The organism is Sinorhizobium sp. GQ132, from assembly GCF_059758575.1.
This window is the reverse complement of record NZ_JCAXDX010000005.1, coordinates 446,790-472,206: the sequence shown is the minus strand read 5'-3', so window position 1 is coordinate 472,206 and position 25,417 is coordinate 446,790. Positions and strand designations below refer to the sequence as shown.

Sequence of the window (25,417 nt, the reverse complement as noted above, 5' to 3'; positions counted from 1 at the left end):
GGGTTCTTCAAAAAAAATGACAGTTTTCTGACAATGCCCGGCAAAGCAGGGTTTTGCGGGGCGCAGATTCTTTTTGGAGCTCGTCCCTCGGGCTGTGGATACATAATTTCGCCCTTACTTCTTCACAATCGACCGATCTAACCCAGAACGTCGCCGCTTCGTTCCGGAGGCGCCGCGTCGGGGCCAGCCCTGCGCTGCGATTTGACTTCCGTAAACGGAAGATGCACATCTTCGCGCAACGTATCGACGATAAGCATACGGCAAGAGCATTTAGGGGGCCTCCAGCCTGCATGAGCAGCGATAAGAACATGCTTCGTTCGCTTGGCGACCACCCGCCGATCCTAGCGGACGGCCGTCGCGCACCGGACCGGCGCGAGATCTCGATGCGCTGGCTCTCGGGCACGTTCTTGACCGGCATTACCTCAAGTCTTCTTATGGGCGTGGCGCTCTTTGCGGCCCTCGACGGGCGGCAGCAACTGGCGATTCCGGCGGAAGCCTTTGCCGCGCTCGATCCGTCGGCGCCGGTCGGCGCCGCCAAACGGGGAGATCGCGTTCTTTCTCCCAACATCGTTGCCAAGCCAGCCGACAAGACCGTGATGGAAGTCTCGACCATGATCCATGACGGGGAGAAGGAGGTGGTGCGCCGCCAGCCCTTCGTGCATGTCAAGATGGCGCTTGCAGCCAACCACCAGACTTCCGAATCCTATCCCGACTTCGACCCGCTGGCGATCTTCTCCACGGATGAGGCGGACGCCGAAGCGCCGCCGGTGAAGACCGGAACGATCTACGGCTCCGACGTCGAGTCCGAGGTGGCATTGAAGACCGTGGATTTTCCGCTGAACGGCGGCGGCTTCGCACTCGGGCCCTCGATGTCGCTCGACGAGGTCGAGGAAAACGTCCGCACCAACGGCTCGGTGCTGACCGAAGGCAATACCCAGGTCGCCTCGCTCTTCTATGTCGACCCGCAACGCTTCGCTTCCGACGCCGACAACCTCGACCTGATGCAGGGCCTCGCCGCGCGCGTCGTCGAGGAGAACATGAGCGTTTCCTCCTATGAGAACATCACGAAGCAAAGCGTCGAATACGCCGACGACATCATACCGGTGCGCCGCGCCATACCCATTGCCACGGCGATGATCAATGCGGGATATGCCAAGGCCCAGGCCGAAGACGCGGCCGGCTATCTCGAAAAGGCGCTCGGCGCCAAGGAACTCGGCCCCGGCGACGTGCTGCGCATCGGCATTATTCAGAAGGGCGAAGAAGCAAAGATCGTCCGTGCCACGATCTATTCCCATAGCCGGCACGTGCTGACCATGGCAGTGGACGACCGCGGCCGTTTCATTCCCGGCGCCGAGCCGGCGAAGCTCGAAGCGGTAGCGGCTGCCTTCGACGACACCGGCAGGCCGGTGATTTCCAGCGGCCACGACCTGCCGAGGGTCTACGACGGCATCTACCGTGCGGCCCTTTCCTACGGCATGAACGCCGACATGATCGCGCTGGTCGTCAAGCTTTTGGCGAGCAATGTCGACTTCCAGGCTCAGCTGAAGCCGACGGATTCGCTCGAAGCCTTCTTCTCGGTCGCCGATGAAAGCGGCAGGGCAACGGAAGATTCGGAACTGCTCTACGTCAACGCCAAATTCGGCGACGCCGAGACGCGGTTCTACCGCTTCCAGGATCCGGACGACAACTCGATCGATTATTTCGACAAGGACGGCAAGAGCATCCGCCAGTTCCTGCTGCGCAATCCCGTTCCGAACGGCCATTTCCGCTCCGGCTTCGGCATGCGCCGCCACCCGATCCTCGGCTTCTCGCGCATGCACACCGGCGTCGACTGGTCCGCTCCGCGCGGCACTCCGATCATCGCGGCCGGAAACGGCGTTGTGCAGAAGGCCGGCTGGGACTCCGGCGGCTACGGCAACCAGACGCTGATCCGCCACGCCAACGGCTATGTGTCGTCCTACAATCACCAGAGCGCGATCGCCAAAAGCGTCAAGCCGGGAACGAAGGTCGTCCAGGGTCAGGTGATCGGCTGGGTCGGAACGACCGGCCTCTCCACCGGCCCGCACCTCCACTACGAACTGATCGTCAACGGCAACAAGGTGGATCCATTGCGTATCCGGCTGCCGGGAGGAAAATCGCTCGGGGGCGAGGCGCTGGCGAAGTTCGAGAAGGAACGCGAACGCATCGACGAGCTTCTCGGCGACGATGCGAAAGAGGTCGCAAGCAAGTAGCCGACCCATCGACGGTATCGCGAACTCGCAAAAAAGGCCGCCCGGAGGGCGGCCTTTTTGGCTGTCGGAATGCGAGGCTTACGCGGCTTCCTGGTTCGCCCCCGCCCCGCGCTTGAAGTTCAGACGGTCTGAACCGGCAACGACCTTGATAACCGAGCCATCCGGGAACTCGCCCTGCAGCACTTTTTCGGCCAGCGGATCCTGCACGTATTTCTGGATCGCCCGCTTCAGGGGGCGAGCGCCGTAGGCCGGATCGTAGCCCCTGTCCGCCAGGAAAACGCGTGCATCGTCCTCGAGCTCGAGCGTGATCTTGCGATCCGCGAGGAGCTTGCGCAGCCTTTCGAGCTGAATGTCGACGATCGCGCCCATTTCCGAACGGCGCAGCCGGTGGAACAGGATGATCTCGTCGACGCGGTTCAGGAATTCCGGACGGAAAGCGGCTCTCACCACTTCCATGACCTGATCGCGAACCGCATCGCTGTCCTCGTTTTCGCCGAGTGCGGTCAGGTATTCCGCACCGAGGTTCGAGGTCATGATGATCATCGTGTTCTTGAAGTCGACCGTGCGCCCCTGACCGTCGGTCAGACGCCCATCGTCAAGCACCTGCAGCAGAACGTTGAAGACATCCGGATGCGCTTTCTCGATCTCGTCGAACAGCACGACCTGATAGGGCCGGCGGCGGACCGATTCCGTCAGCGCCCCACCCTCCTCATAACCGACATAGCCGGGAGGCGCGCCGATCAGGCGGGCGACCGAATGCTTCTCCATATACTCGGACATGTCGATCCGCATCAGCGCGGTCTCGTCGTCGAAGAGGAAGCGGGCAAGCGCCTTGGTGAGCTCCGTCTTGCCGACCCCGGTCGGACCCAGGAAGATGAAGGAGCCGATCGGCCGGTTCGGATCCTGAAGCCCTGCGCGCGAACGGCGAACCGCCCGCGAGACGGCCTGCACGGCATCACCCTGACCGACGACCCATTTCGCCAGCTCGTCTTCCATCCTGAGCAGCTTGTCGCGCTCGCCTTCCAGCATCTTGTCGACCGGAATGCCGGTCCATCGAGACACGATGTGGGCGATGTTGTCGGGGGTCACGACTTCCTGGACCATCGGGTTGGCGCTGGCGCCATCCTGGCTTTCCGCCTCCGTCAGTTCCTTTTCGAGATTCGGGATCACGCCGTAGGCAAGCTCCCCTGCCCGCTGGAACTCGCCGTTGCGCTGCGCGATCTGCAGCTCGTTGCGCGCTTCGTCGAGCTGCTTCTTGAGATCGGCTGCCTGCCCGAGCTTCTGCTTCTCGGCCTGCCAGCGCGCCGTCAATGCGGCTGCCTCCTCTTCGAGCGAAGCCAGATCGAGTTCGAGCTTGGCAAGGCGATCCTTGGAAGAAACGTCGGTCTCCTTTTTCAAGGCTTCCCGTTCGATCTTCAGCTGAATGACGCGCCTGTCGAGTTCGTCGAGTTCCTCAGGCTTCGAATCGACCTGCATCCTGAGACGCGAGGCTGCCTCGTCCATGAGGTCGATCGCCTTGTCGGGAAGGAAACGATCGGTGATGTAGCGGTTGGAAAGGGCCGCGGCCGCAACCAGCGCGGAATCGGAGATCCGCACCTTGTGATGCTGCTCGTATTTTTCCTTCAGGCCGCGCAGGATCGAGATGGTATCTTCGACCGTCGGCTCCTCGACCATGACCGGCTGGAACCGGCGGGCAAGGGCCGCGTCCTTCTCGACGTGCTTGCGGTATTCGTCGAGCGTCGTCGCGCCGACGCAGTGCAGCTCGCCGCGGGCGAGTGCGGGCTTCAGGAGGTTCGAGGCATCCATAGCCCCGTCCGCCTTGCCTGCACCGACCAGCGTGTGCATTTCATCGATGAAGAGGATGATCTCGCCACCTTCCGAGCGCACTTCGTTCAGCACCGCCTTGAGCCGCTCTTCGAATTCACCGCGGAACTTCGCACCGGCGATCAACGCGCCCATGTCGAGCGCCATCAGGCGCTTGTCCTTCAGGCTTTCAGGCACATCGCCGTTGACGATTCTCAGCGCCAGGCCTTCCGCGATCGCGGTCTTGCCGACGCCCGGCTCGCCGATCAGCACGGGATTGTTCTTCGTCCGGCGCGAGAGCACCTGGATCGTTCGGCGGATCTCGTCGTCCCGGCCGATCACCGGATCGAGCTTGCCTTCCCTCGCCTCGGCGGTCAGATCTCGCGCATATTTCTTGAGCGAATCGAAGCCCTGTTCGGCATTGGCGCTGTCGGCGGTGCGGCCCTTGCGGATTTCGTTGATGACCTGGTTGAGCTTCGTCGGCGTGACGCCCGCCTTGGAGAGGATCGACGCCGTCGCGGCCGAGCTTTCGATCGCCAGTGCCAGAAGCAGGCGTTCCACGGTTACGAAGCTGTCGCCGGCCTTCTTGGCCGCCTCTTCCGCTGCGGTGAACACCTTGGCGAGCGGCTGCGACAGATAGACGGAGCCGTTGCCGCCGGTCACCTTGGGAAGCTTCGCCAAAGCTGCGGCCGTACCGACCTTGGCTTCGCGCGCATTGCCGCCGGCGCGCTCGATAAGCGAAGCCGCCATGCCCTGATCGTCGTCGAGCAATACTTTGAGGACGTGCTCCGGCGTGAATTGCTGGTGCCCTTCGGCCAGTGCATAGGTCTGCGCCGACTGCAGGAAACCGCGGACGCGTTCCGAATATTTTTCGATATCCATTCTCTACCTCCATAGCCCGGCGAGCCCATCATCGTGGCACTGGCCGGCGTTTCAGGATCAGGCTCCCGCATTCGGCAAGCCTTCGAAGCGAAATATGGTGCAGCGCTCTTCGGAATTAAAGAGCGGCAAATGGAGGCAGCAGAGACAATCGCGCGCGAATGCGCTCACGGTGGATGCGGCACGCGTCGAGATCTTGCGAAAGCAAAAAGCCCAGCCGTTACGGGCTGGGCCTTTAAGAGAATCGCTGCGGAAGGGTTATTCCGAGGCGGCGAGCGCCGGGGTGCTGCCGTCGGTTTCGGGCTGCGCATCGCCCCCTGCCTCTTCCTGCGCGCCGCGGCGCGGCTGCCGGCGAGGCCGGCTCGTGCTGCGGCGACGGGAAGCCGAGCGACCGGCCGATCCCTGTGCTTCCTCTTCCATGGCGACTTCGGCAGGCATGCCCTCGATCACCGGCTGAGGACCCGAACCGTCGATGACCGGCTGAGGCTCGTTGGCCGGAGCCGCTGCGGCCGACGGAGCGGCCGGCATTTCCTCTGCGTAGCCCTGATCCAGATCGTCCTGATCGCGATCGGAAGAGTCACGTTCCTGATAGTCCTGGCGTTCGTCGCGCTGGAACCGGTCCTGCATCTGAGCCTGCGCAGCCGCGATGATGCGGTTGTAATGCTCGGCATGCTGCAGATAGTTCTCAGCGATCACGCGGTCGCCGGAGCTCTGCGCGTCGCGAGCAAGGGCCGCATATTTTTCGGCGATGTGCTGTGCGGTACCACGAATCTTCACATCCGGGCCGGAGCTGTCGTAGGTCCGCGTCAAGGGATTGGATCCCTTGCGATTGTTGTTGTTGTTGTTTCCGCTGTTGTTGTTATTCCGCCCACGGCCGCGCTTGTTTTGCTGTCCTGGCCTCATAGTCCATTCACCTGAATTTTCTTGATAATGATGATCATGTGGTTCCGCTCTCGGTGCGGAAAGTCCGCACCTGAGAAAACATGCGCCATGACAGATCGCCTCTTCGCGATCTCGGCGCCGGTCAACGTTAAATTAACAGGTACCCGCACAAGGCACTGTCGAACCCTAGCAACTCTTTCTTGAGAGCAATCCCCGTGGCCAGGTCATACTGGAACGAATCCTTGGTCCATGACCTTCTGCCCAGTGCGCGGGGTGAAACTAGCCCGCTTCCTTCGGGATTCCAAGCCCTTTCTTTGCTCTTCCGGAAAAGAGAAGTGCGAGTGCAGCATTTTTTCAACGGTTATTGCTGCGCTCAATATCCTGCTGGAACATCAGGACCCGATCGTTGCCGCCGAGGTCCTTTGCGGCAGAGAGCAAACGAAAGCCCTGCGCTTCGAATAGCGCCGTTACCGCTCGTTTTTGATCGAAACCGATTTCCAAGCCTATTACGCCGTCTGTTTCGAGATGGCGACCAGCATGAGAAGCAATGGCACGATAGGCATCAAGCCCATCCTCTCCGCCATCAAGTGCGGCGACCGGATCGTGGGATCTCACTTCCGGTTCAAGCTCCGTTATTACATTGGACCGGATATAAGGCGGATTTGAGACGATGATATCGAACCGCCCATCCACCGCCTCGAACCAATTGCTTCGAACGGCTCCGAAGCGCGCCGCCAAGCCATTCCTGCGCGCATTTTCAAGTGCTGTCGCCAGAGCGTCTTCCGATATATCGGTACCGAGGCCGTGCGCGTCAAGTACCGCTGCGAGAAGAGCAAGACAAATCGCACCCGTGCCCGTTCCAAGGTCGACGATGCGACAACTCCCCTTGCTTGAAGCGATTCGCCGCGCATGGGGAACCAGGCAGTCGACCAGGGTCTCGGTGTCCGGACGCGGCTCCAGCGTCTCTTTCGAGAGCTTGAGCTTCATGCCGAAGAATTCCCGCTCGCCGAGGATCCGGTAGACCGGCTCATGCGCCGCGCGGCGCTCGACTGCGGCACGAATGCGAGCCGCATCCTCGTCGCTGACGAGCTCTCTTCCTCGCGTCAGGAGCGCGGCTAGCGCAAGGTCGAGCAGGCCGGAGATCAGGTGGCGTGCATCGAGCCCCGCCGATTCGAGGCCGGCGGCCTTGAGCCTGTCGCGGCTCTCGGCCAGGAGGCTGTCCAGGGTTTGGGCCATTGAAACTCAGTTCTGCCTTTCGCCGAGCAGCGCGAGCTGGCTTGCCTGATGGTCGGCGAGCAGCGCATCCACCACGTCGTCGATCTCACCTTCCATCATTCGGTCGAGCTTGTAGAGCGTGAGATTGATGCGGTGGTCGGTCAGGCGTCCCTGCGGAAAATTGTAGGTGCGTATGCGCTCGGAACGATCGCCGGAACCTACCTGGCTCCTGCGGTCGGCCGAGCGCTCGCTGTCGGCGCGCTGCCGTTCCATGTCATAGAGCCGGGAGCGCAGCACCTGCATCGCCTTGGCACGGTTCTGATGCTGCGACTTTTCCGAACTGGTGACGACGATGCCGGTCGGAATATGGGTTATGCGCACGGCCGAATCGGTCGTGTTGACGTGCTGTCCGCCTGCTCCCGAGGAACGCATCGTATCGACGCGGATATCCTCCGGGCGGACCTCGATGTCGATCTCTTCGGCCTCCGGCAACACCGCGACCGTCGCGGCCGATGTATGGATCCGGCCGCTCGCTTCCGTCTCCGGCACGCGCTGCACCCGGTGGACGCCGGACTCGAATTTCAACCGCGAGAAGACACCGCGTCCCGATACCGTTGCGATGATTTCCTTGTAGCCGCCGGCCTCGCCCTCGCTCGCGGACAGCACTTCGACGCGCCAGCCCTTGCCCGCCGCGTATCGCTCGTACATGCGGAAGAGATCGCCGGCAAAGAGGGCGGCTTCCGAGCCACCCGTACCGGCCCGGATTTCGAGGATCGCACTCTTTTCGTCGGCCGCATCCTTCGGCAGGAGCAGGATCTGGATTTCCTGCTCGAGCGCTTCGATCTTCTCTTCGACTTCGGGCTTTTCCATCTCCGCGAGGTCGCGCATCTCCTTGTCGGTCGCCCGGTCGGCAAGCATTGCTGCGATGTCGGCAAGCTCGGCAGTCGCCTTTTCATAGGCGCGAATCTTCGAGACGACCGGCTGCAGCTCGGAATATTCCGAGGCAAGCTTCACGTAAACGTCGGCCGACGGACCGGCGGACATGCGCGCCTCGATTTCGCCGAACCGCCGCTCCAGTTCGCGCATCTTTTCAACGGGAAGCTTTGCCAAATCTCACTCCAAATGCACTCGCCTCGCCCGGATCGCGTCCGGTCGGAGACGAGAGCCCTCTTGTTCAATCTAAACCGGTATGCCGTTCGCCGCAGCGAAATCGACCAGGAGCTGGCGGATCGACGTGTCGGACTTGACGTCGTCGAGCGCCGCCTCAAGGAGTTCGTTGAGCCTGCCGGCATCGAGCGCCAGGAGCATTGCCTTTACCGGCCCGACAGCCGTCGGCGACATCGAAACCGACCGGAAGCCGAGCCCGAGCAGCGCCATGGCCGAAAGCGGTTTGCTTGCCATCTCGCCGCAAAGCGTCACGGGCGTGTTGTTGCGCTCGCCGGCCCGCACGATCTCCCGGAGAATCCGCAGGAACGGCCGGCCGAGAATGTCGAAACGTTCGGAAACACGGGCATTACCGCGGTCGACCGCCATGGCGAACTGGAAGAGATCGTTCGAGCCGACCGAAACGAAATCGACTTCGGCCATCAGTTCGTCGAGCTGCCAAAGCAGCGCCGGCACTTCCAGCATCGCCCCGAACTGCAGCTTGCGCGGCAGTTGTTCGCCGAGCTTCGATTGGCGCTCGATCTCCTTCTGCAGGAGTTCTCGCGCGCTCTTCAGCTCCGCGACTTCCGTTACCATCGGCAGCATCATCTTGAGCTCGGCGCCGACCGTCGCTCTCAGCATTGCCCGGAACTGGGTACGCAGGAGACCCGGCCGATCGAGCGACAGCCTGATGGCGCGCCAGCCGAGCGCCGGGTTCTCCTCCTCCGCGGCACGGAAATAGGGAACGACCTTGTCGCCGCCGATATCCAGCGTCCGGAATGTGACCGGCTTCCCCGCCGTCTGCTTCATGACGTTGCGGTAGAAAGCTTCCTGCTCCTCGGCCTTGGGCATGGTCGAAGCGATCATGAATTGCAGTTCGGTCCGGAAGAGACCGATACCTTCGGCACCAGCCTCGTTCAGATGGGGCAAGTCGACCAGCAGCCCGGCATTCATCTGCAACGTAATGCGCTTGCCGTCCTTCGTCAGAGGCTCGACATCCCGGAGAGCGCGGAACTGCGCCTGCCTGCGCGCACGGAAGCGCACTTTCTCCTCGTAAGCGCGCTGCAGATCGGCCATCGGCCGCAGATGCACCTTCGCATCGTCGCCGTCGACGATGATCGCATCGCGGTTTTCGGCGAGCGCCACTGCCCCTGCCGCCTGGCCGACCACCGGAATGCCCATGGCGCGGGCGACGATGACCACATGGCTGGTGACCGCCCCCTCCTCCAGCACAAGGCCGCGCACGTTCTCGCGCGGATAGTCGAGCAACTCCGCAGCGCCCATGGCGCGCGCGACGACGATCGCGTCATTGGGGAAATCGGCAGCCGAAAGCTTGGCGCCATAACCCGAAAGCTGGCGCAACAGCCGGTTCGCAAGATCGTCGAAATCGTGCATCCGCTCGCGCAGATACGGATCGGTCAGCCGGATCATCCGCGCCTTGGTCTCGCTCTGCACCCGCTCCACCGCCGCTTCCGCCGTCAGGCCGTTGCGGATCGCCTCCTCGAGCTTTCTCACCCAGCCGCGGTCGTGGGCGAACATGCGGTAGGTCTCCAGCACCGCGCGGTGCTCGCCCTCCATCGAGACGTCGCGGCGCGACAGCATGTCGTCGATGGAGATGCGCAGCGACCCGAGCGCTTCCGCAAGCCGCTGCAGCTCCTGCTCCGTGTCCTCGTTGAGCAGATTGGTGACGACGATGCGAGGCTCATGCAGGACGACGTAACCGAGTCCTATGCCTTCGCCGTAGCTGTTGCCCTCGATCGTCACCGGGCGGGACAGATCGAGCTCGAGCCCGGGCTTGGTGATCTTCTTGAGCTCGCCGGTCGCAACCATCTCGGCGAGCACCATGGCGGTCGTTTCCAGCGCCTCGACCTCGTCCTCGCGATAGTTGCGCTGCGCCTTGTTCTGCACGACGAGGACGCCGAGCGCGCGGCCCGTGCGCAGGATCGGAACGCCGAGGAAAGAGTGATAGATCTCTTCGCCCGTCTCGGGCAGGTAGGTGAAGGCCGGGTGCGACTGGGCATCGGAGAGATTGAGCGGCCGCGCCGAAGCGGCGATCGTGCCGACGAGGCCCTGTCCCATCTTCAGTTGCGCCAGGTGCACCGCCGTCTTGTTCAGGCCTTCGGTCGCGTAAAGTTCGAGCACGCCATCGGAGCGCAGCACGTAAACCGAGCACACTTCCGCAACCATGTTCTGCGCTATCTGGCGCACGATCCGGTCAAGGCGCTCCTGCGGCTCGAGCGGTTCCGCCATGAGCTCGCGCAACCGCTTGAGGAGAACGCGCGGACCTGCGGAAAGGTCTCTCATCGCGTGGGGTCTCCTGAATAAGAATAAACGTCGGGCCCATGCGGGACGCCGCGGCCTCTGCATGCATCCTCGAAGCGAAATCGATCCGAGGACAAGTTCATGCAGCAGTTCCAATCACTAAAGCGACGTCTTCCGTGCCTTTTCAGACGCGCGGCGCCGGGTCGCGAATCCCAAATCAAATGCCTGCCGTTTAACTCTTATCCAGACCGTAGACGGAATGCAAAGTGCGAACGGCCAATTCGGCGTAAGGTCCGTCGATCAGGATGGAGATCTTGATTTCCGAGGTGGTGATCGCCTTGATGTTGATCCCCTTGTCGGCCAGTGCCCGGAACGCGGAAGCGGCGACGCCCGCATGGCTGCGCATGCCGATGCCGATCACCGAGACCTTGACGAGGCCCGACTCCGACTGAATGACGTCATAGCCGATCTTTTCCTTGTTATCCCCCAGAACCCTGAGGGCCTTGTCGACGTCGCCGGACGGTACGGTGAAGGTCATGTCGGTCTTCGAGCCGTCTTCCGAAATGTTCTGGACGATCATGTCGACATTGATATGGGCTTCCGCAAGCGGCCCGAAGATCGCGGCGGAAACGCCCGGCCGGTCGGCCAGGCGGCGCAGCGAGATCTGTGCTTCATCCTTGGCATAGGCGATGCCGGTTACGACTTCCTGTTCCACGATCTCATCCTCATCACAAATCAGCGTTCCGGGCGGGTTCATGAGATCACCCATGCCCGGCGCATCGGGGTCCTCGAAAGAAGAACGCACGAAGGTGCGTACCTTGTGCACCATGGCGAGCTCGACCGAGCGTACCTGCAGCACCTTGGCGCCGAGAGACGCCATTTCCAGCATTTCCTCAAAAGCGATCTTCTTCAAACGCCGGGCCTTCGGCTCGATGCGCGGGTCCGTCGTGTAGACGCCGTCGACGTCGGTGTAGATGTCGCAGCGATCGGCCTTGACGGCGGCTGCGATCGCGACGGCGGAGGTGTCCGAGCCGCCGCGGCCGAGCGTCGCCAGGCGGTTGTCCGGGCCGAGACCCTGGAAGCCGGCGACGACCGCCACCTGACCCTCGCCCATGCGTCGGATGACGTCGGCGCCGTCGATTTCGAGAATGCGGGCCGCACCATGGGCGTTGTCGGTCTTGATCGGCAACTGCCAGCCCTGCCACGAGCGGGCGTTGATGCCCATCGACTGCAGCGCGATCGCGAGCAGGCCGGAGGTCACCTGTTCGCCTGAGGCGACGACCGCGTCATATTCGCGCGCATCGTAGAACGGGGCGTTCGAGCCCGCGACCTTCGGCATGTTTTCGACCCAGCCGACCAGCTCGTTGGTCTTGCCGGACATGGCGGAAACCACGACAGCAACCTCGTGGCCGGCATCGACTTCGCGTTTCACATGGCGGGCGACATTGTGGATGCGGTTCAAATCTGCGACGGAGGTCCCGCCGAATTTCATCACGATGCGTGCCATTTCGCCTCTACCGTACCACCATGTTTGCGCGCCCAATGCGGCGACCTTGGAGCGTCCAAGAAGACGCGCGTCGCCGTAGACGCGACAGGAAAACGCCCCCGCCGGCGCCTGACGATCAAAAAGCTTGAAGGAGACTTCTCGGACATCGGCCAGTCACCGCCTCGGGGAGCGGAAAGTCGCGGCGTCTCTTAGCGGATCAGCGGGCTGCGTGCAATGGCCGTCAGCGCGGTGGCCAAGAGCGTAACTCTCGCTCAGGGAGAACCGATATCGATTCAAAACCGCTTGCATCTCGATACTGGTTCTGCCAATCTCACTTCAGACGCAGGGCGGTGGCCGCCCAATGGGAGGAAGGACAATGCGCAAAGTCATCATGTGGGACATGGTCAGTGTCGACGGGTTTTTCGAGGCGCCGGGGCATGACATCGGCTGGTTCGTTTTCGAAGACGAACTCGACGCCTATATCCGCGAAACGCAGTTCGAGGCCGGCACACTGCTCTTCGGCCGCACCACCTACGAACTCATGGCCGCCTATTGGCCCTCGTCGGAGGATCATATCGCCGCCTTCATGAACGGCGTCGAGAAATACGTCTTCTCCAGGACGCTCAGGAGCGCCGACTGGAACAACACGACCCTTGTTTCCGGCGATGCCGCCGACGAGGTCAGGCGCCTGAAAGAACGCGAAGGCGGCGCAATCTTCATCTTCGGCAGCGCCGATTTCGCTTCGACGCTGATCGCTCAAGGACTCGTCGATGAATACCGTCTCGGCATCAATCCGGTGCTGCTCGGCAAGGGCACACCCCTCTTTCAAAACGTTGCCGAGCGGACGAAGCTCGAGCTTACTCAGGTCCGTCCTCTGAAGTCCGGTGTCGTCATCCTGCATTACCGGCCGGAATTGGCGTGATCGGCGAAGGAGGAGGCTATGGAGAACCGTCTTTCCATCTATGCGCCGCAGGCGCTCGCCCTGCTCAGGATCGTGACCGCTCTGCTCTTCGTTCATGCCGGCATGGTGCTCCTCTTCCAGGTCCCGGCATCGACCCATCCGCTGCCGCCGCCGGAAATGAAGCCGATCCTCCTGGTGGCCGGCATCCTGGAACTCGCCGGCGGCGCTTTGGTGCTCGTCGGGCTCTTCACCCGCGCGGCGGCCTTCATCCTGTCGGGCATGATGGCCGTCGCCTATTGGGGCTTTCATGCACCGATGAACATGTGGCCCGCCAACAATATGGGCAGCGCCGCAATTCTCTTCAGCTTCATCTATCTCTATCTGGTTTTCGCCGGCGCGGGCGCCTGGAGCCTTGACGCTCGCCGGGTGCGAGCCTCAGGCCCTTGACATCCCCCGCCGATCGTCCGACTTCAGCATCGGATCGATGAGCTACAGCGAGCTTTGCGCGCCCGATGAGGACGCGCGGCACCGAAAGAACGAGGCAAGGAGGCTCTCATGAGCGAGACGGCGCGCACGACGATCGACCAGAGCGAGGTGGACCGCTTCTCGGCCATGGCGGCCGAATGGTGGGATCCGACCGGCAAGTTCCGCCCGCTGCACAAATTCAATCCCGTGCGCCTCGCCTATATACGTGGCAGGGTCTCGGAGCATTTCGGCCGCGATCCGAAAAGCCGGCAGCCGCTCGAAGGGCTGCGAGTCCTCGATATCGGCTGCGGCGGCGGGCTTCTTTCCGAGCCGATGGCCCGGATGGGAGCGGACGTCGTCGGGGCCGACGCCTCGGAAAAGAACATCGGCATCGCCAAAACGCATGCGGCCGGCAGCGGCGTCAGCGTCGATTATCGCGCCGTAACGGCCGAGGCCCTTGCCGAAGCCGGCGAGAGCTTCGACGTCGTTTTGAACATGGAGGTGGTCGAGCATGTCGCGGACGTCGAATTCTTCATGACCACCTGCGCGCATATGGTGCGCCCGGGCGGCCTGATGTTCGTCGCAACCATCAACCGCACGCTGAAAGCGGCAGCACTCGCGATCTTCGCGGCCGAAAACGTGTTGCGCTGGCTGCCGCGCGGTACCCACCAATATGAAAAGCTGGTGCGGCCGGAGGAGCTCGAAAAGCCTCTCGCCGCAAGCGGCATGGAGATTGCCGACCGCACCGGCGTCTTCTTCAATCCGCTGGCCAATCAGTGGAACCTGTCGAAGGATATGGACGTCAATTACATGATCGTGGCGAAACGGCCGATCTGAGCCCTGTTATCGTCAGTTGGTGTCGTCCGGCAGCACCGGCAGTGGGGCGATCTCGATTCCCTCCTCGATCAGGGCAATCGCCTCTTCCGCCGTCGCCTTGCCGATCAGCCCGCGCTGGTCGGCTTCGCCGTAATGAATCTTGCGCGCCTCGTCCGGGAAGCGCTCACCGACGTCTTCCGCGTTCTCGCGGATCGATTTCACCAGTTCCTTGAGCTTGGCGACCGCTTCCTTCTGCGCCTGATCCATCACCAGCTCGCGGCGCGCCTCCTTCTTGCGCGCCGTTGAGACGGCGGGCGCCATCAGTTTCTTGCTGACGGAAACGGAACCGCAACTGGGGCAGGCGACCAGGCGCCGCTCGACCTGCCGGTCGAAATCGTCGCTCGAGGAGAACCAGCCTTCGAAGTCGTGGCCCTCGTCACAGCCAAGATTGTAGTGGATCACGCTGCAGCGCCTCCTTTTCCCGCCGGAACCACCTCATCCAACACGAAGCTGCGCGCGTTCCTGAGGTTGGGAATCTTCTCGCGCGCCGCGTGCACCGCCGCCACATCGATCTCGGCGACGATGATTTCCTCGCCGGTCGGAGCGGCTTCGGCCAGCACCCTGCCCCAGGGATCGATGATCATCGAGTGGCCGAAGGTTTCCCGGCCATCCTCATGCGTGCCCGCTTGAGCGGCGGCAATAACGATGAGCCCGTTTTCGATGGCCCGAGCGCGTAACAGGATTTCCCAATGCGCTTCGCCGGTCTGGCGCGTGAACGCAGCCGGCACCGTCATGATCTCGGCTCCGGCCACGGCCTGCTGACGAAACAGCTCGGGGAAACGGACATCGTAGCAGATCGAAAAGCCGAGTTTGCCGAAGGGGAGATCCGCGATACGCGCGGTACTACCCGGATGGTAGGCGGCGCTCTCGCGCCAGCTCTCGCCATTCTCCAGATCCACGTCGAACATATGGATCTTGTCGTAGTCACAGATCTTCGCGCCGTCAGGCCCGAAGAGGAAGCCGCGATTGGCAATCTTTCCATCCGCGCGAGCGATCGGCGTCGAGCCGACATGCAGGTAGAGGCCGAGCTCGCGGGCAAGCCGGGATGCCTCGCGAATGACGACGTCGTTCTCCCCATCCTTCAACACCGACCGCAAACCCGTCCGGTCGCGCTGGACCGCTCCGGTCATCTCCGGCGTCTGGACATAGGTTGCACCCCGCGAAGCCGCTTCGCGAACCAGCTTCGCCATCGTCTCCGCATTTCGTGCGGGATCGACACCGGAGCACATCTGGACGGCGGCAGCCTTGAACGTCATCGCTTTCTTTCTCCCAAGCGGAACTCTGGATCAGAACGATCCGGCATCGCAGCACTCATCTCTTTTTCGGATGGGCAGGACAGTCGTGACATTCCACTTCAGGCCGCGAGCATATCGTCGAGCTTGCCGGCGCGATCGAGCGCATGCAGCTCGTCGCAGCCGCCGACGGGAACATCATTGATGATGATTTGCGGGAAGGTCCTGCCGCCCCTGGATTTTTCCATCATCTCCTGACGAAGTTCAGGCGCATAAGTGGCGTCATACTCGGTGAAGTCGACACCTTTGCTTTCCAGAAGTTTCTTCGCCCTCGTGCAATAGCCGCAGAACTGACGCGTATAAATGACGACCGAAGCCATGGTCTCCAACTGCTCCTTCACCGGCATCGATCGCCGGACATTTCTTGTCATATAGGACCGGACATGGCCCTTGCAAAGGTCAAAACCGTGACGTCTCCGGCGCCCGCACGCTTCAGCGCCCGTGTCGCAGCGGCAACGGTCGCGCCGGTCGTATAGACGTCGTCTACGAGAACGATGCGCTTGCCCGCGAGCTCCCGCTTCGCGCCTTCGGGGACTGCGAAGGCGCCGCGGACATTCTCCTCGCGTGCCCTGGCGCCAAGCCCGACCTGGCGGCTCGTGCGCTTGATGCGGCGAAGAACATCCGGTCGATAGGCTCTTGCGGAACGTTCGGCAATGACGCGTGCAAGCTCCGCCGCCTGATTGAACTTGCGCCTCCAGAGGCGGAGTGCATGGAGCGGAACCGGCACGACCATGTCCGCCGCTGCCACGGCACCGTCGCCGGCGCGGATCATCCACTCGGCCATCATGGGCGCAAGGTCGGTGCGATCACGGTATTTCAAGCCATGCACGAGATCGCGGACGATTCCTTCGTGAATGGCCACCGAGCGCAGCCTGTCGAAGACCGGAGGATTGGCGATGGCCTCGGGCGAAACCGCGCCCTCGCCAGGATCATAGGCGAAGGGCAAGCCCAGAACCTCGCAATAGGGCCGCTCGATGAGCGGCATGCCTGCCCAGCAGGAAGCGCAGACGGCATGGGCATGGCCGGTCAGCCGGCCGCATCCCGAGCAGACGGGCGGAAAGACGAGATCGACCGCCTGGGCCGCAATCCGGCGGAGCATGCCCGCCCAATCCACCGCCCGGTTTTCCTGCCCTTCCCGTTTCATGCGCTTGACTTGATTCGTGTTGCTGTCTGTCGCGTTAGACCCTAACTGAGCAGAGGACGAAGGGTGCAGCAAGTATTAAAGCGCTGCAGCGGCCTCTGCGCGTCCGACAAGACACGCGGCGCTGTAGGGTTTCTGTCGCACCCCGCGATTTCGGAGAGACTGTCGTGGAAATCATCTTTGACCAGAGCCTCGTCGAGGCACACCGCCGGCGCGCACTGCGCCAGGCCGACGAGAAGGCAGGCTTCCTGCTCGACATCGTCGCACAGGAACTTGCCGAGCGCGTAAGCGTCGTCGAACGGCAGTTCGAAACGGCCATGGAGCTGCACGGCTATACGGGTGCCGCCGCGCACAGCCTTTCCACGACCGGCAAGGTCGGCGCGATCGAGCGGGTGGAAACCGACAGCGCCTTCGGTTCGGCCGACGAGCCGGTGACGGAAGCACCTCTGGAGCGTATCCCGGCCGACCCGGCGTCGCTCAGTCTCCTCGTGTCGCCACTGTCGCTCCATCTTACCAATGATACGCCCGGCGTCTTCATCCAGGCGCGCCGCGTGCTGAAACCCGACGGGTTGTTCCTTGCCGCAATACCCGGCAGCGGCACGCTGCAGGAACTGCGCGAGGCGCTTCTCGCAGCCGAGGCGGAACTGACGGGCGGGGCAAGCCCACGGGTAATCCCCTTCGCCGACGTGCGCGACATGGGAGCCCTTCTGCAGCGGGCGGGCTTTGCCCTGCCGGTGGCGGATACCGAGACGTACACCGTCCGCTACGATTCGCTCTTCGGCCTCATCCGCGACTTGCGCGCAATGGGCATGACGAACCCGCTGGCTTCGCGCAACCGCAAGCCGATGCCGCGGCGCTTCTTTCTCAGAGCCGCAGAAATCTACGCGCAGCGTTTCTCCGATCCGGACGGGCGCATCCGCGCGACCTTCTCGATCATTTATCTTTCGGGCTGGGCGCCGCACGAGAGTCAGCAGAAGCCGCTCAAACCCGGCTCGGCGAAGCAGAGATTGTCCGACGCGCTTGGCGCGAGCGAGCACAAACTCAAGGATGACGGCGAGCCGTGATCTGAGCTCTTAGAGCACCTCCAGGAAAAGTGCGTAACGGTTTTCCGTCCGGAAGTACGTTAATCAAATGGTTGGAGCATTTCAGCGTTTCTATGAACACGTGAAATGCTTTAGGTCCAGGCCGCCTCGATCGTGTTGGTGACGAAGGTCAGCATGCCGAGCAGTGCGCCGGAGAAATTCTGCAGGCCGATGAGAAGGCCGACCGAGATCAGCGCGGCCAGGAGTCCGTATTCCACCGCCGTAGCGCCGTCGTGGTCTCGAAACAGGCGTCTCAGCGTCTCCATTGGTCCTCCAGCCGCTCAGAGCACTTGCCGGAAAAGCGTATAGCGGTTTCCGTCCGGAAGTGCGTCGTTTCAAAAGGTCGAGGCGTTTCGGCGCTTCAACGCAAGCACGCAACGTTTCAACGGCAAACGAGGCGTCGCCTCGTCACAGGCCAACCGCAAGCGGCGCCTTTCGGCGCTCCGCTGCGATCAGCATCCACTCCTGCTGCCATCGGCGTCGATGATGCAGACGGCACCCGGCATCTCCTGAAGCACGCTGCGCCGAACGGTGTAGCGCTTGGCCGTACCGCCCGAGGGTATGGAGCCCGTCGAGATGTTGTCGTAGTCGATCGGCGTGTTTGCAAGCATTCGCTTGTCGCTCTTGGACGACAGCATTGGCGTAAGGATGAGCGTCAGCGCGATGACCGCCGTGCCGAACAGCAGCGACAGATTGAGCACGCCCGTCCGGCGGGACTGGCTCGTCACCAGATCCTTGTCCTGAACCGTCCTCCAGAAATCCTCGTCCACCATCCCAGCCTCATGCAACACGTAAAGAGCGGCGGGCGAAGCACCCTTCCCAAAGCCTCGTCCTGACCACACCTGCCCGAAAACGGCGCCGTCGAAGTGACGCGCGCCGGAACTGACCCCATCTTGCCCCAAGGGTGATAAACGTTCGATTAACGAATTATCGAATTTCGCGGGATTGCGCACCAACAGCGCCGTTCTTGACGCTCCAACTTCGAAGCTACGCACGTCCGCACGGAAAGCCGTTACACACTGTTCCCGCAAGCGCTCTTAGAGCAAATCCATCAGGAACGGGATCAGCGGCTCGTCGGCGGGCGGCATGGCGTAGTCGCGCAACACCTTCGGGCGCACCCACTTGATAGCCTGGCCTTCGCGGCCTTCGGCAAACCCCTCGTAGCGACGGCAGATGTAAAGCGGCATCAGGAGGTGAAAGTCGTCGTAGCCATGGCTCGCGAATGTGAGCGGCGCCAGGCAGGCGACTTTGGTGCGGATGCCGAGCTCCTCTTCGAGCTCGCGGATCAACGTCTCCTCCGGGGTCTCGCCACTCTCGACCTTACCGCCCGGGAACTCCCACAGGCCCGCGAGAGGCTTGCCTTCCGGGCGTTGCGCCAGCAGAACGCGTCCATCGGAATCGACGAGCGCGCAGGCGGCAACGAGCACGATCTTCCTACCCTGCATGTCCGTCAGGCCTTCGGCGTTCGATAGAGATAGCGGTAGACCTCGGTGAAACCGGCCTTGCGATAGAGCTCGATCGCAGCCTGGTTGTCGGCCTCCACCTGCAACCAGGCCTTCTTTGCGCCCTTGAGACGCGCCCAACGGAGCGAGGCGTCGAGGAGAGCGCTGCCGACGCCGCGTCGGCGCACCGCTTCGGCAACCGCGAACTGCATGATCCCGGCAAGATCGTTGTCGTGGACGACGAGCGACACCGCCGTCGGCCCGGTCTTACGGTCCTCGAACAGGAACAGGCCGCACTCGGGCTTGATGGCGTTGATGATCCCGGTCAGCGCCTGCTTGGCTTCCGGAGGATCCCCGCCGATCAGGATGCGGGCGTCCACGAAACGGCCGATATCCTTGATCGGAAGATGGTCGATGCCTTCGCTGAAATCGCGATCCACCAGGTCGAGCGTCAGGACCAGGCTGTGCGCGAACGACGTCCAGCCCTCGCCATCCATATGGTCGATCATCTTCGGCGGCGTCAGCGGCGTCTGACGAACCGTAAGGGTGCGGCCGGATTGCGCAAAAAGCCGGCGCGCCTTCTCCAGGCGGATGGCTATATCGCGATAGTCGGACGGATCCAGCGGGTTGACGGAATTCAGGCGCTTGGAAGGGTGCCCCGCCGTCAGACGGATAAGCCAGCTGCCGTCATATTGCACCGACGAGGCCGGCCAGGCGCGAAAACCGACCGCCTCCAGCCGCCGCACGCTCGGTAAATCGACCGCGACCGTTTCCCCGTTCCCCGCCCCGTTGCCGGGCGGCTCTCTGCCGTTCGTTGTCATGTCCATAGCCTTGAATGCTGCGGGGCCGGGAAGAGCGCGCGGCCGTCCGGCCGCAACCGCTCTCAACGCCTCAACCGTGTCAGCTTCTGTAATCGCCGTTGATTTCGACATATTCCTTGGTCAGGTCGCAGGTATAGACCGTGGCGCGGCCCGAACCCAGACCGATATCGACGCGGATCGGAATGGTCTCGCCCTGCATGACCGCAGTCGCGGCCGCTTCCGAATAGGCCGGATCGCGCTCGCCCTCGACTGCGACGCGGATATCGCCGAACCAGATCGCCAGCCGGTCGCGCTCGGCCATCTCTCCCGACTTGCCGACCGCCATGACGACGCGTCCCCAATTGGCATCCTCGCCCGCAACCGCCGTTTTGACGAGCGGCGAATTGGCTATCGAAAGCGCGATGCGTTTGGCGGCGGCATCGTTTTCCGCGCCCTCGACCGTCACCTCGACCATCTTGCGCGCGCCCTCGCCGTCGCGCACGACCTGCAACGCCAGATCACGCAGCAGATCGCCGAGCGCGGCACGGAACCCGTCGAGACGCGGGTCGGCCGCGTCCTCGACCTTAGCCTGGCCGTCGTCCGCCGCCGCACCGGTCGCAAACAGCATCAGCGTGTCGGAGGTGGACGTGTCGCTGTCGACCGTCACCGAATTGAAGGTGGGTTCGACGCCTGCCTGAAGCAGTGCCTGAAGCGCCGCCGGGTCAATGTCCGCATCGGTGACGACGAAGGAGAGCATGGTCGCCATGTCGGGCGCGATCATCCCGGCGCCCTTGGCGATCCCGTTGATCGTGACCCTGACACCGCCGATCTCGGCGCTGCGGGTGGCAACCTTCGGATAGGTATCGGTCGTCATGATCGCTTTGGCCGCTTCGAACCAGAAGTCCTGGGTAGCGGACGCGGCAAGCTTATCGAGAACACCGGCGAACTTGGTGGCGTCGAGCGGCTCGCCGATGACGCCCGTCGACGCCAGGAAGACCTCCGCCTCGCTGCAGCCGACGGCCTTTGCCGCGGCCTCGGCCGTGAGCCTGGTCGCCTCCCGGCCCTTCTTGCCGGTGAACGCGTTGGCATTGCCGGAGTTGACGACGACGGCGCGCGCAATGCCGCCCGGCAGGTTCTGCCGGCAATGGTCGACCGGAGCTGAGGGGCACTTCGACCGCGTGAACACGCCCGCCACGGATGCCGGCCGGTCGAAGAGCATCATCAGCACGTCGGTCCGGTTCTTGTACTTGATCCCTGCGGCAGCGGTCGCCATGCGTACGCCGCGAAGGGCCGGCATTTCGGCAAAGGTTTTCGGAGCAAGCGGAGAGACGGAACCGGACATGGATTGAACCTGCTTTTCAGAAGCCTCGAACGTTGTGCGAAATGCCCGAACGGCATTCAGCCGTCGGGCATCCGGATCTTTGAAGGCGGAGCGGAGCAAATGCGAGCGACCTCCGCTCGGGGGCCGCCTCCCTAAGAGGCCGCCCGGCCGTAATTACTTGGTTTCCTGCGGCTTGCCGGCCTCGTCATAGGCCTTCTTGAGCGCCGGATCGGAGATTTCGACGGCAGTGCTCTCCTTGGCGGAATTCAGAAGCTCGAGGTACTTGTCGCGCATGACGAGCTGGCGAACCTGCGGCTCGACCTGTTCGAGTGTCGGCGGAGCCTGGGGACGCTTGTCCTCGAGGAGGATCACATGGAAGCCGAACTGCGTCTTGACCGGTGTCTTCGTATAGGCGCCCTTTTCGAGCGCAAAGGCGGCCGTCTCGAATTCAGGTACCATGCGGCCCTTGGTGAAGTAGCCGAGATCGCCGCCCTCTTCCTTGTTCGGGTCGGTGGACTTGGCCTTGGCAAGGTCGGCGAAGTTCTTGCCCGCGTCGAGTTCCTTGATGACGTCCTTCGCCTCGTCTTCGGTCTTGACGAGGATATGGCGGGCCTTGACCTCTTCCTGCGGCGGAATCGCTGCGACTTCCTTGTCGTAGCGCGCCTTCACTTCTTCCGCCGTTACGGCATCGACCACGTGCTTCTTGAAGAAGGCGTTGTGCAACTCGCGTTCGGTCAGGAACGCGACGCGCTGCTTGAACGCCTCGTCGTTCTGAAGCCCTTCCTTCTCGGCGTCCTTCAAAAGAAGCTTCACGTCGATGACGGCCGAAAGTGCTGCTGCGCGCTTCTGCTCGTCGGGCATCCGCTGGAGCTGCGGATCGAGGCTCATGATTGCGAGATCAAGTTCCGACTGGTGGATTTCCTGGTCCCCGACTTTGGCAATGACCGGGTCGGTCCCTTCGGCGCGGGCGACACCCGCCGCGATCACCGCGACCAGTGCCGCGGCCGCAAGGGTCTTGTATCTAGACATGTTTCTAACCTTTCACCATTGGCCGCCAGCGCGATTGGCTCCGGCCCCAGGGGCTGCACAACAACCAGAATGTGGCGGTTCTGTAGCCGTCCGGCCGTGCAAGTGCGTTGACATAATCCGACCCCCCTCTTATCTGTCACGCAACCTCGCGTCCAGAACAGTTTCCGGGCGTTTCGCGGCGTGACGCGGTTTTTCGACCGCTCGCCTGAAACCCCAGGCGACAAATAAGGAAAGGACCATTTGCATGGTCAGTCTCGGCGGCTTTGCCCGCAAGTTGTTTGGTTCCGCCAACGATCGCCGCGTCCGCGGCTACAAGGGCCGGGTGGACGCCATCAATGCTCTCGAAGCCGAAATGAAGGCGCTGAGCGACGAGGCCCTGGCGGCGAAGACGGCGGAATTTCGCAGTGAGCTCGCCGGCGGCAAGACCCTGGACGACATTCTCGTGCCGGCCTTTGCGGTCGTGCGCGAGGCTGCGCTCCGCGTTCTCGGGCTGCGCCCCTTCGACGTCCAGCTGATCGGCGGCATGATCCTGCATGAGCGGGCCATCGCGGAAATGAAGACCGGCGAAGGCAAGACGCTCGTCGCCACCCTGCCGGTCTATCTCAACGCGCTCGCCGGCAAGGGCGTGCATGTGGTCACCGTCAACGATTACCTCGCCCAGCGCGATGCGGGCATGATGGGCCGCATCTACGGCTTCCTCGGCATGACCACCGGCGTCATCGTCCACGGTCTCTCCGACGAACAGCGCCGCGACGCCTATGCCTGCGACGTCACCTATGCGACGAACAACGAGCTCGGCTTCGACTATCTGCGCGACAACATGAAGTACGAGCGCTCCCAGATGGTGCAGCGCGGCCACTTCTTCGCCATCGTCGACGAGGTCGACTCGATCCTGGTGGACGAGGCGCGCACCCCGCTGATCATCTCCGGCCCGCTCGACGACCGCTCCGATCTCTACAACACCATCAATGAGTTCATTCCGCGCCTGTCGCCGGAAGACTATGAAATCGACGAGAAGCAGCGCTCGGCCAATTTTTCGGAAGAAGGCACCGAGAAGCTCGAGAACATGCTGCGCGAGGCCGGCCTGCTGAAGGGCGAGTCGCTCTACGACATCGAGAACGTGGCGATCGTTCACCACGTCAACAACGCGCTCAAGGCCCACAAGCTCTTCACCCGCGACAAGGATTACATCGTACGCAACGGCGAGATCGTCATCATCGACGAGTTTACCGGCCGCATGATGCCCGGCCGCCGCTACTCCGAAGGCCAGCACCAGGCGCTCGAAGCCAAGGAAAAGGTGCAGATCCAGCCCGAAAACCAGACGCTCGCCTCGATCACCTTCCAGAACTATTTCCGCATGTACGACAAGCTTGCCGGCATGACCGGTACGGCTGCGACGGAAGCGGAGGAATTCGGCAACATCTACGGCCTCGAAGTTCTCGAGGTGCCGACCAACCTGCCGATCAAGCGCGTCGACGAGGACGATGAGGTCTATCGCACCGTCGGCGAAAAATTCAAGGCGATCATCGACGAGATCAAATCTGCACATGAGCGCGGCCAGCCGATGCTCGTCGGCACCACCTCCATCGAGAAATCCGAACTTCTCGCCGATATGCTGAAGAAGAGCGGCTTCTCCAAGTTCCAGGTGCTGAACGCCCGCTACCACGAGCAGGAAGCCTATATCGTCGCGCAGGCCGGCGTCCCCGGCGCGGTCACGATCGCCACCAACATGGCCGGCCGCGGCACCGACATCCAGCTCGGCGGCAACCCCGACATGCGCATCCAGCAGGAGCTGGCCGATGTCGAGCCCGGCCCGGAGCGCGAAGCGCGCGAAAAGGCGATCCGGGAAGAGGTTCAGAAGCTCAAGGAAAAGGCGCTCGCCGCCGGCGGGCTCTACGTTCTTGCCACCGAACGGCACGAAAGCCGCCGCATCGACAACCAGTTGCGTGGCCGCTCGGGCCGCCAGGGCGACCCGGGCCGCTCCAAGTTCTACCTGTCGCTTCAGGACGATCTGATGCGCATCTTCGGATCCGACCGCATGGACGGAATGCTGCAGAAGCTCGGCCTGAAGGAAGGCGAGGCAATCGTCCATCCCTGGATCAACAAGGCGCTCGAACGCGCCCAGAAGAAGGTCGAGGCGCGCAACTTCGACATCCGCAAGAATCTCCTGAAATACGACGATGTGCTCAACGACCAGCGCAAGGTCATTTTCGAGCAGCGCATCGAACTGATGGACGCGGAGAGCGTCACCGATACGGTGACCGACATGCGCAACGAAGTGATCGAGGAAATCGTCGCCAAACGCATTCCGGAGCGGGCCTATGCCGAAAAATGGGATGCCGAGGGGCTGAAGGCCGACGTCCAGCAGTATTTCAATCTCGACCTGCCGATCGCCGAATGGGTCGCCGAAGAAGGCATCGCCGAGGACGATATCCGCGAGCGCATCACTGCCGCAGTGGACAAGGCGGCTGCCGAGCGCGCCGAGCGTTTCGGCCCCGAAATCATGCAATATGTCGAGCGCTCCGTCGTCCTCCAGACGCTCGATCATCTCTGGCGCGAGCATATCGTCAACCTCGACCACCTGCGGTCGGTCATCGGCTTCCGCGGCTACGCCCAACGCGATCCGCTGCAGGAATACAAGTCCGAGGCTTTCGAGCTGTTCCAAGCCCTGCTCGGCAATCTGCGTCAGGCGGTCACGGCACAGCTGATGCGCGTCGAGCTGGTCCGCGAGGCGCCCGAGGAACCGCAGCCGCTGCCACCGATGCAGGCGCACCACATCGATCCGCTGACCGGCGAGGACGACTTCGCGCAGGCCGGGGAGACGCTGCTGGCGGTCGCCCCTGCGAACCGCGATCCGGCCGACCCTTCAACCTGGGGCAAAGTCGCACGCAACGAAGCCTGCCCGTGCGGCTCGGGCAAGAAATACAAGCATTGCCACGGCATTTACGAAGCCTGACCGCGCGGTGCTGCGCGTCCGGTCGGGCGCGCGAACGATTGTCTGCCTGCCACTGACATGGCAGGCAACTTACCTCACCTCAAGATGCGCATGGAGCCGTAGCATGGGAGCTCAAAAGTCCTCGGACAAGTAAGCCGCAACAACGCTTTTTCCTTGTTGTTGCGGCGTCTGTCGAGCCGACCCCCGTGCCGAAGGCAGACCGCCGCCGAAT

22 protein-coding genes are annotated in these 25,417 nt (G+C 62.8%); 6 read left to right on the top strand and 16 right to left on the bottom strand.

Annotation, left to right across the window (positions count from 1 at the left end; genetic code table 11):
- Positions 1-290: 290 nt before the first annotated feature.
- Positions 291-2,231, top strand: coding sequence for a M23 family metallopeptidase (locus AC6CIG_RS16535; RefSeq protein WP_018096972.1), 1,941 nt, complete (start codon positions 291-293; stop codon positions 2,229-2,231).
- 78 nt (positions 2,232-2,309) lie between these two features.
- Here the strand turns inward: AC6CIG_RS16535 and clpB are convergent, their stop codons facing one another.
- The 6 genes from clpB to AC6CIG_RS16505 all read right to left on the bottom strand — a co-directional run bounded on the left by clpB (position 2,310) and on the right by AC6CIG_RS16505 (position 11,922).
- Positions 2,310-4,916 carry an ATP-dependent chaperone ClpB gene (gene clpB, locus AC6CIG_RS16530; RefSeq protein ID WP_498323022.1) on the bottom strand — a complete coding sequence of 869 codons (2,607 nt, stop codon included), beginning with the start codon at positions 4,914-4,916 and terminating at the stop codon, positions 2,310-2,312.
- Between the two features lie 255 nt (positions 4,917-5,171).
- On the bottom strand, positions 5,172-5,816 hold the full coding sequence (locus AC6CIG_RS16525) for a DUF4167 domain-containing protein (RefSeq protein ID WP_018096970.1): 645 nt from the start codon (positions 5,814-5,816) through the stop codon (positions 5,172-5,174).
- Positions 5,817-6,149: 333 nt separating this feature from the next.
- Positions 6,150-7,031, bottom strand: a complete 882-nt coding sequence (gene prmC / locus AC6CIG_RS16520; protein WP_127708875.1) for a peptide chain release factor N(5)-glutamine methyltransferase — start codon at positions 7,029-7,031, stop codon at positions 6,150-6,152.
- Between the two features lie 6 nt (positions 7,032-7,037).
- On the bottom strand, positions 7,038-8,120 hold the full coding sequence (prfA, locus tag AC6CIG_RS16515; RefSeq protein ID WP_018096967.1) for a peptide chain release factor 1: 1,083 nt from the start codon (positions 8,118-8,120) through the stop codon (positions 7,038-7,040).
- Positions 8,121-8,189: 69 nt separating this feature from the next.
- Positions 8,190-10,457: a phosphoenolpyruvate--protein phosphotransferase gene (gene ptsP / locus AC6CIG_RS16510; RefSeq protein ID WP_018096966.1), complete on the bottom strand. Its 2,268-nt coding sequence runs from the start codon at positions 10,455-10,457 to the stop codon at positions 8,190-8,192.
- Positions 10,458-10,647: 190 nt separating this feature from the next.
- A complete protein-coding gene (locus AC6CIG_RS16505) occupies positions 10,648-11,922 on the bottom strand; it encodes an aspartate kinase (protein WP_003533520.1) in 1,275 nt (424 codons plus the stop codon).
- 355 nt (positions 11,923-12,277) lie between these two features.
- Here AC6CIG_RS16505 and AC6CIG_RS16500 point away from each other — a divergent pair, with 355 nt between their 5' ends.
- From AC6CIG_RS16500 to ubiG, 3 genes are all read left to right on the top strand, one after another.
- Positions 12,278-12,823: a dihydrofolate reductase family protein gene (locus AC6CIG_RS16500; protein WP_018096965.1), complete on the top strand. Its 546-nt coding sequence runs from the start codon at positions 12,278-12,280 to the stop codon at positions 12,821-12,823.
- 18 nt (positions 12,824-12,841) lie between these two features.
- The gene (locus AC6CIG_RS16495; RefSeq protein WP_018096964.1) at positions 12,842-13,249 is read left to right on the top strand and encodes a DoxX family protein; all 408 of its coding nucleotides are present in this window, start codon (positions 12,842-12,844) and stop codon (positions 13,247-13,249) included.
- Positions 13,250-13,357: 108 nt separating this feature from the next.
- The gene (gene ubiG / locus AC6CIG_RS16490) at positions 13,358-14,104 is read left to right on the top strand and encodes a bifunctional 2-polyprenyl-6-hydroxyphenol methylase/3-demethylubiquinol 3-O-methyltransferase UbiG (RefSeq protein WP_127708879.1); all 747 of its coding nucleotides are present in this window, start codon (positions 13,358-13,360) and stop codon (positions 14,102-14,104) included.
- A gap of 12 nt (positions 14,105-14,116) precedes the next feature.
- Here the strand turns inward: ubiG and AC6CIG_RS16485 are convergent, their stop codons facing one another.
- The 4 genes from AC6CIG_RS16485 to AC6CIG_RS16470 form a co-directional block, all read right to left on the bottom strand.
- A complete protein-coding gene (locus tag AC6CIG_RS16485) occupies positions 14,117-14,545 on the bottom strand; it encodes a DUF1178 family protein (RefSeq protein ID WP_127708881.1) in 429 nt (142 codons plus the stop codon).
- Positions 14,542-15,399 carry a carbon-nitrogen hydrolase family protein gene (locus AC6CIG_RS16480; protein WP_437412832.1) on the bottom strand — a complete coding sequence of 286 codons (858 nt, stop codon included), beginning with the start codon at positions 15,397-15,399 and terminating at the stop codon, positions 14,542-14,544. Before AC6CIG_RS16480 ends, AC6CIG_RS16485 begins: the two co-directional genes overlap by 4 nt.
- 98 nt (positions 15,400-15,497) lie before the next feature.
- The gene (gene grxC, locus AC6CIG_RS16475; protein WP_026168806.1) at positions 15,498-15,782 is read right to left on the bottom strand and encodes a glutaredoxin 3; all 285 of its coding nucleotides are present in this window, start codon (positions 15,780-15,782) and stop codon (positions 15,498-15,500) included.
- A 20-nt stretch (positions 15,783-15,802) separates the two neighbouring features.
- Positions 15,803-16,549 (bottom strand): ComF family protein, encoded by a 747-nt coding sequence (locus AC6CIG_RS16470; RefSeq protein WP_127709213.1) that lies wholly within the window; start codon positions 16,547-16,549, stop codon positions 15,803-15,805.
- A gap of 194 nt (positions 16,550-16,743) precedes the next feature.
- On the opposite strand from AC6CIG_RS16470, the gene AC6CIG_RS16465 reads away from it, so the two are divergent.
- Positions 16,744-17,640 (top strand): methyltransferase domain-containing protein, encoded by an 897-nt coding sequence (locus tag AC6CIG_RS16465; protein ID WP_127708885.1) that lies wholly within the window; start codon positions 16,744-16,746, stop codon positions 17,638-17,640.
- Positions 17,641-17,750: 110 nt separating this feature from the next.
- On the opposite strand, the gene AC6CIG_RS16460 is transcribed toward AC6CIG_RS16465, so the two are convergent.
- The 6 genes from AC6CIG_RS16460 to AC6CIG_RS16435 form a co-directional block, all read right to left on the bottom strand.
- Entirely contained in the window at positions 17,751-17,924 is a 174-nt protein-coding gene (locus AC6CIG_RS16460; protein ID WP_127708887.1) for a Flp family type IVb pilin, read from the bottom strand.
- A 186-nt stretch (positions 17,925-18,110) separates the two neighbouring features.
- Positions 18,111-18,431 (bottom strand): hypothetical protein, encoded by a 321-nt coding sequence (locus AC6CIG_RS16455; RefSeq protein WP_003533504.1) that lies wholly within the window; start codon positions 18,429-18,431, stop codon positions 18,111-18,113.
- A 264-nt stretch (positions 18,432-18,695) separates the two neighbouring features.
- Positions 18,696-19,103 carry a (deoxy)nucleoside triphosphate pyrophosphohydrolase gene (locus AC6CIG_RS16450; protein ID WP_437408101.1) on the bottom strand — a complete coding sequence of 136 codons (408 nt, stop codon included), beginning with the start codon at positions 19,101-19,103 and terminating at the stop codon, positions 18,696-18,698.
- A gap of 5 nt (positions 19,104-19,108) precedes the next feature.
- Entirely contained in the window at positions 19,109-19,927 is an 819-nt protein-coding gene (locus AC6CIG_RS16445) for a GNAT family N-acetyltransferase (RefSeq protein ID WP_164866782.1), read from the bottom strand.
- A 73-nt stretch (positions 19,928-20,000) separates the two neighbouring features.
- Complete coding sequence (gene argJ, locus AC6CIG_RS16440) at positions 20,001-21,242, bottom strand: bifunctional glutamate N-acetyltransferase/amino-acid acetyltransferase ArgJ (protein ID WP_127708893.1); 1,242 nt, start codon at positions 21,240-21,242, stop codon at positions 20,001-20,003.
- Between the two features lie 153 nt (positions 21,243-21,395).
- A complete protein-coding gene (locus AC6CIG_RS16435; protein WP_018096951.1) occupies positions 21,396-22,250 on the bottom strand; it encodes a peptidylprolyl isomerase in 855 nt (284 codons plus the stop codon).
- Between the two features lie 244 nt (positions 22,251-22,494).
- Here AC6CIG_RS16435 and secA point away from each other — a divergent pair, with 244 nt between their 5' ends.
- Complete coding sequence (gene secA, locus AC6CIG_RS16430; protein ID WP_127708895.1) at positions 22,495-25,206, top strand: preprotein translocase subunit SecA; 2,712 nt, start codon at positions 22,495-22,497, stop codon at positions 25,204-25,206.
- Positions 25,207-25,417 lie beyond the last annotated feature (211 nt).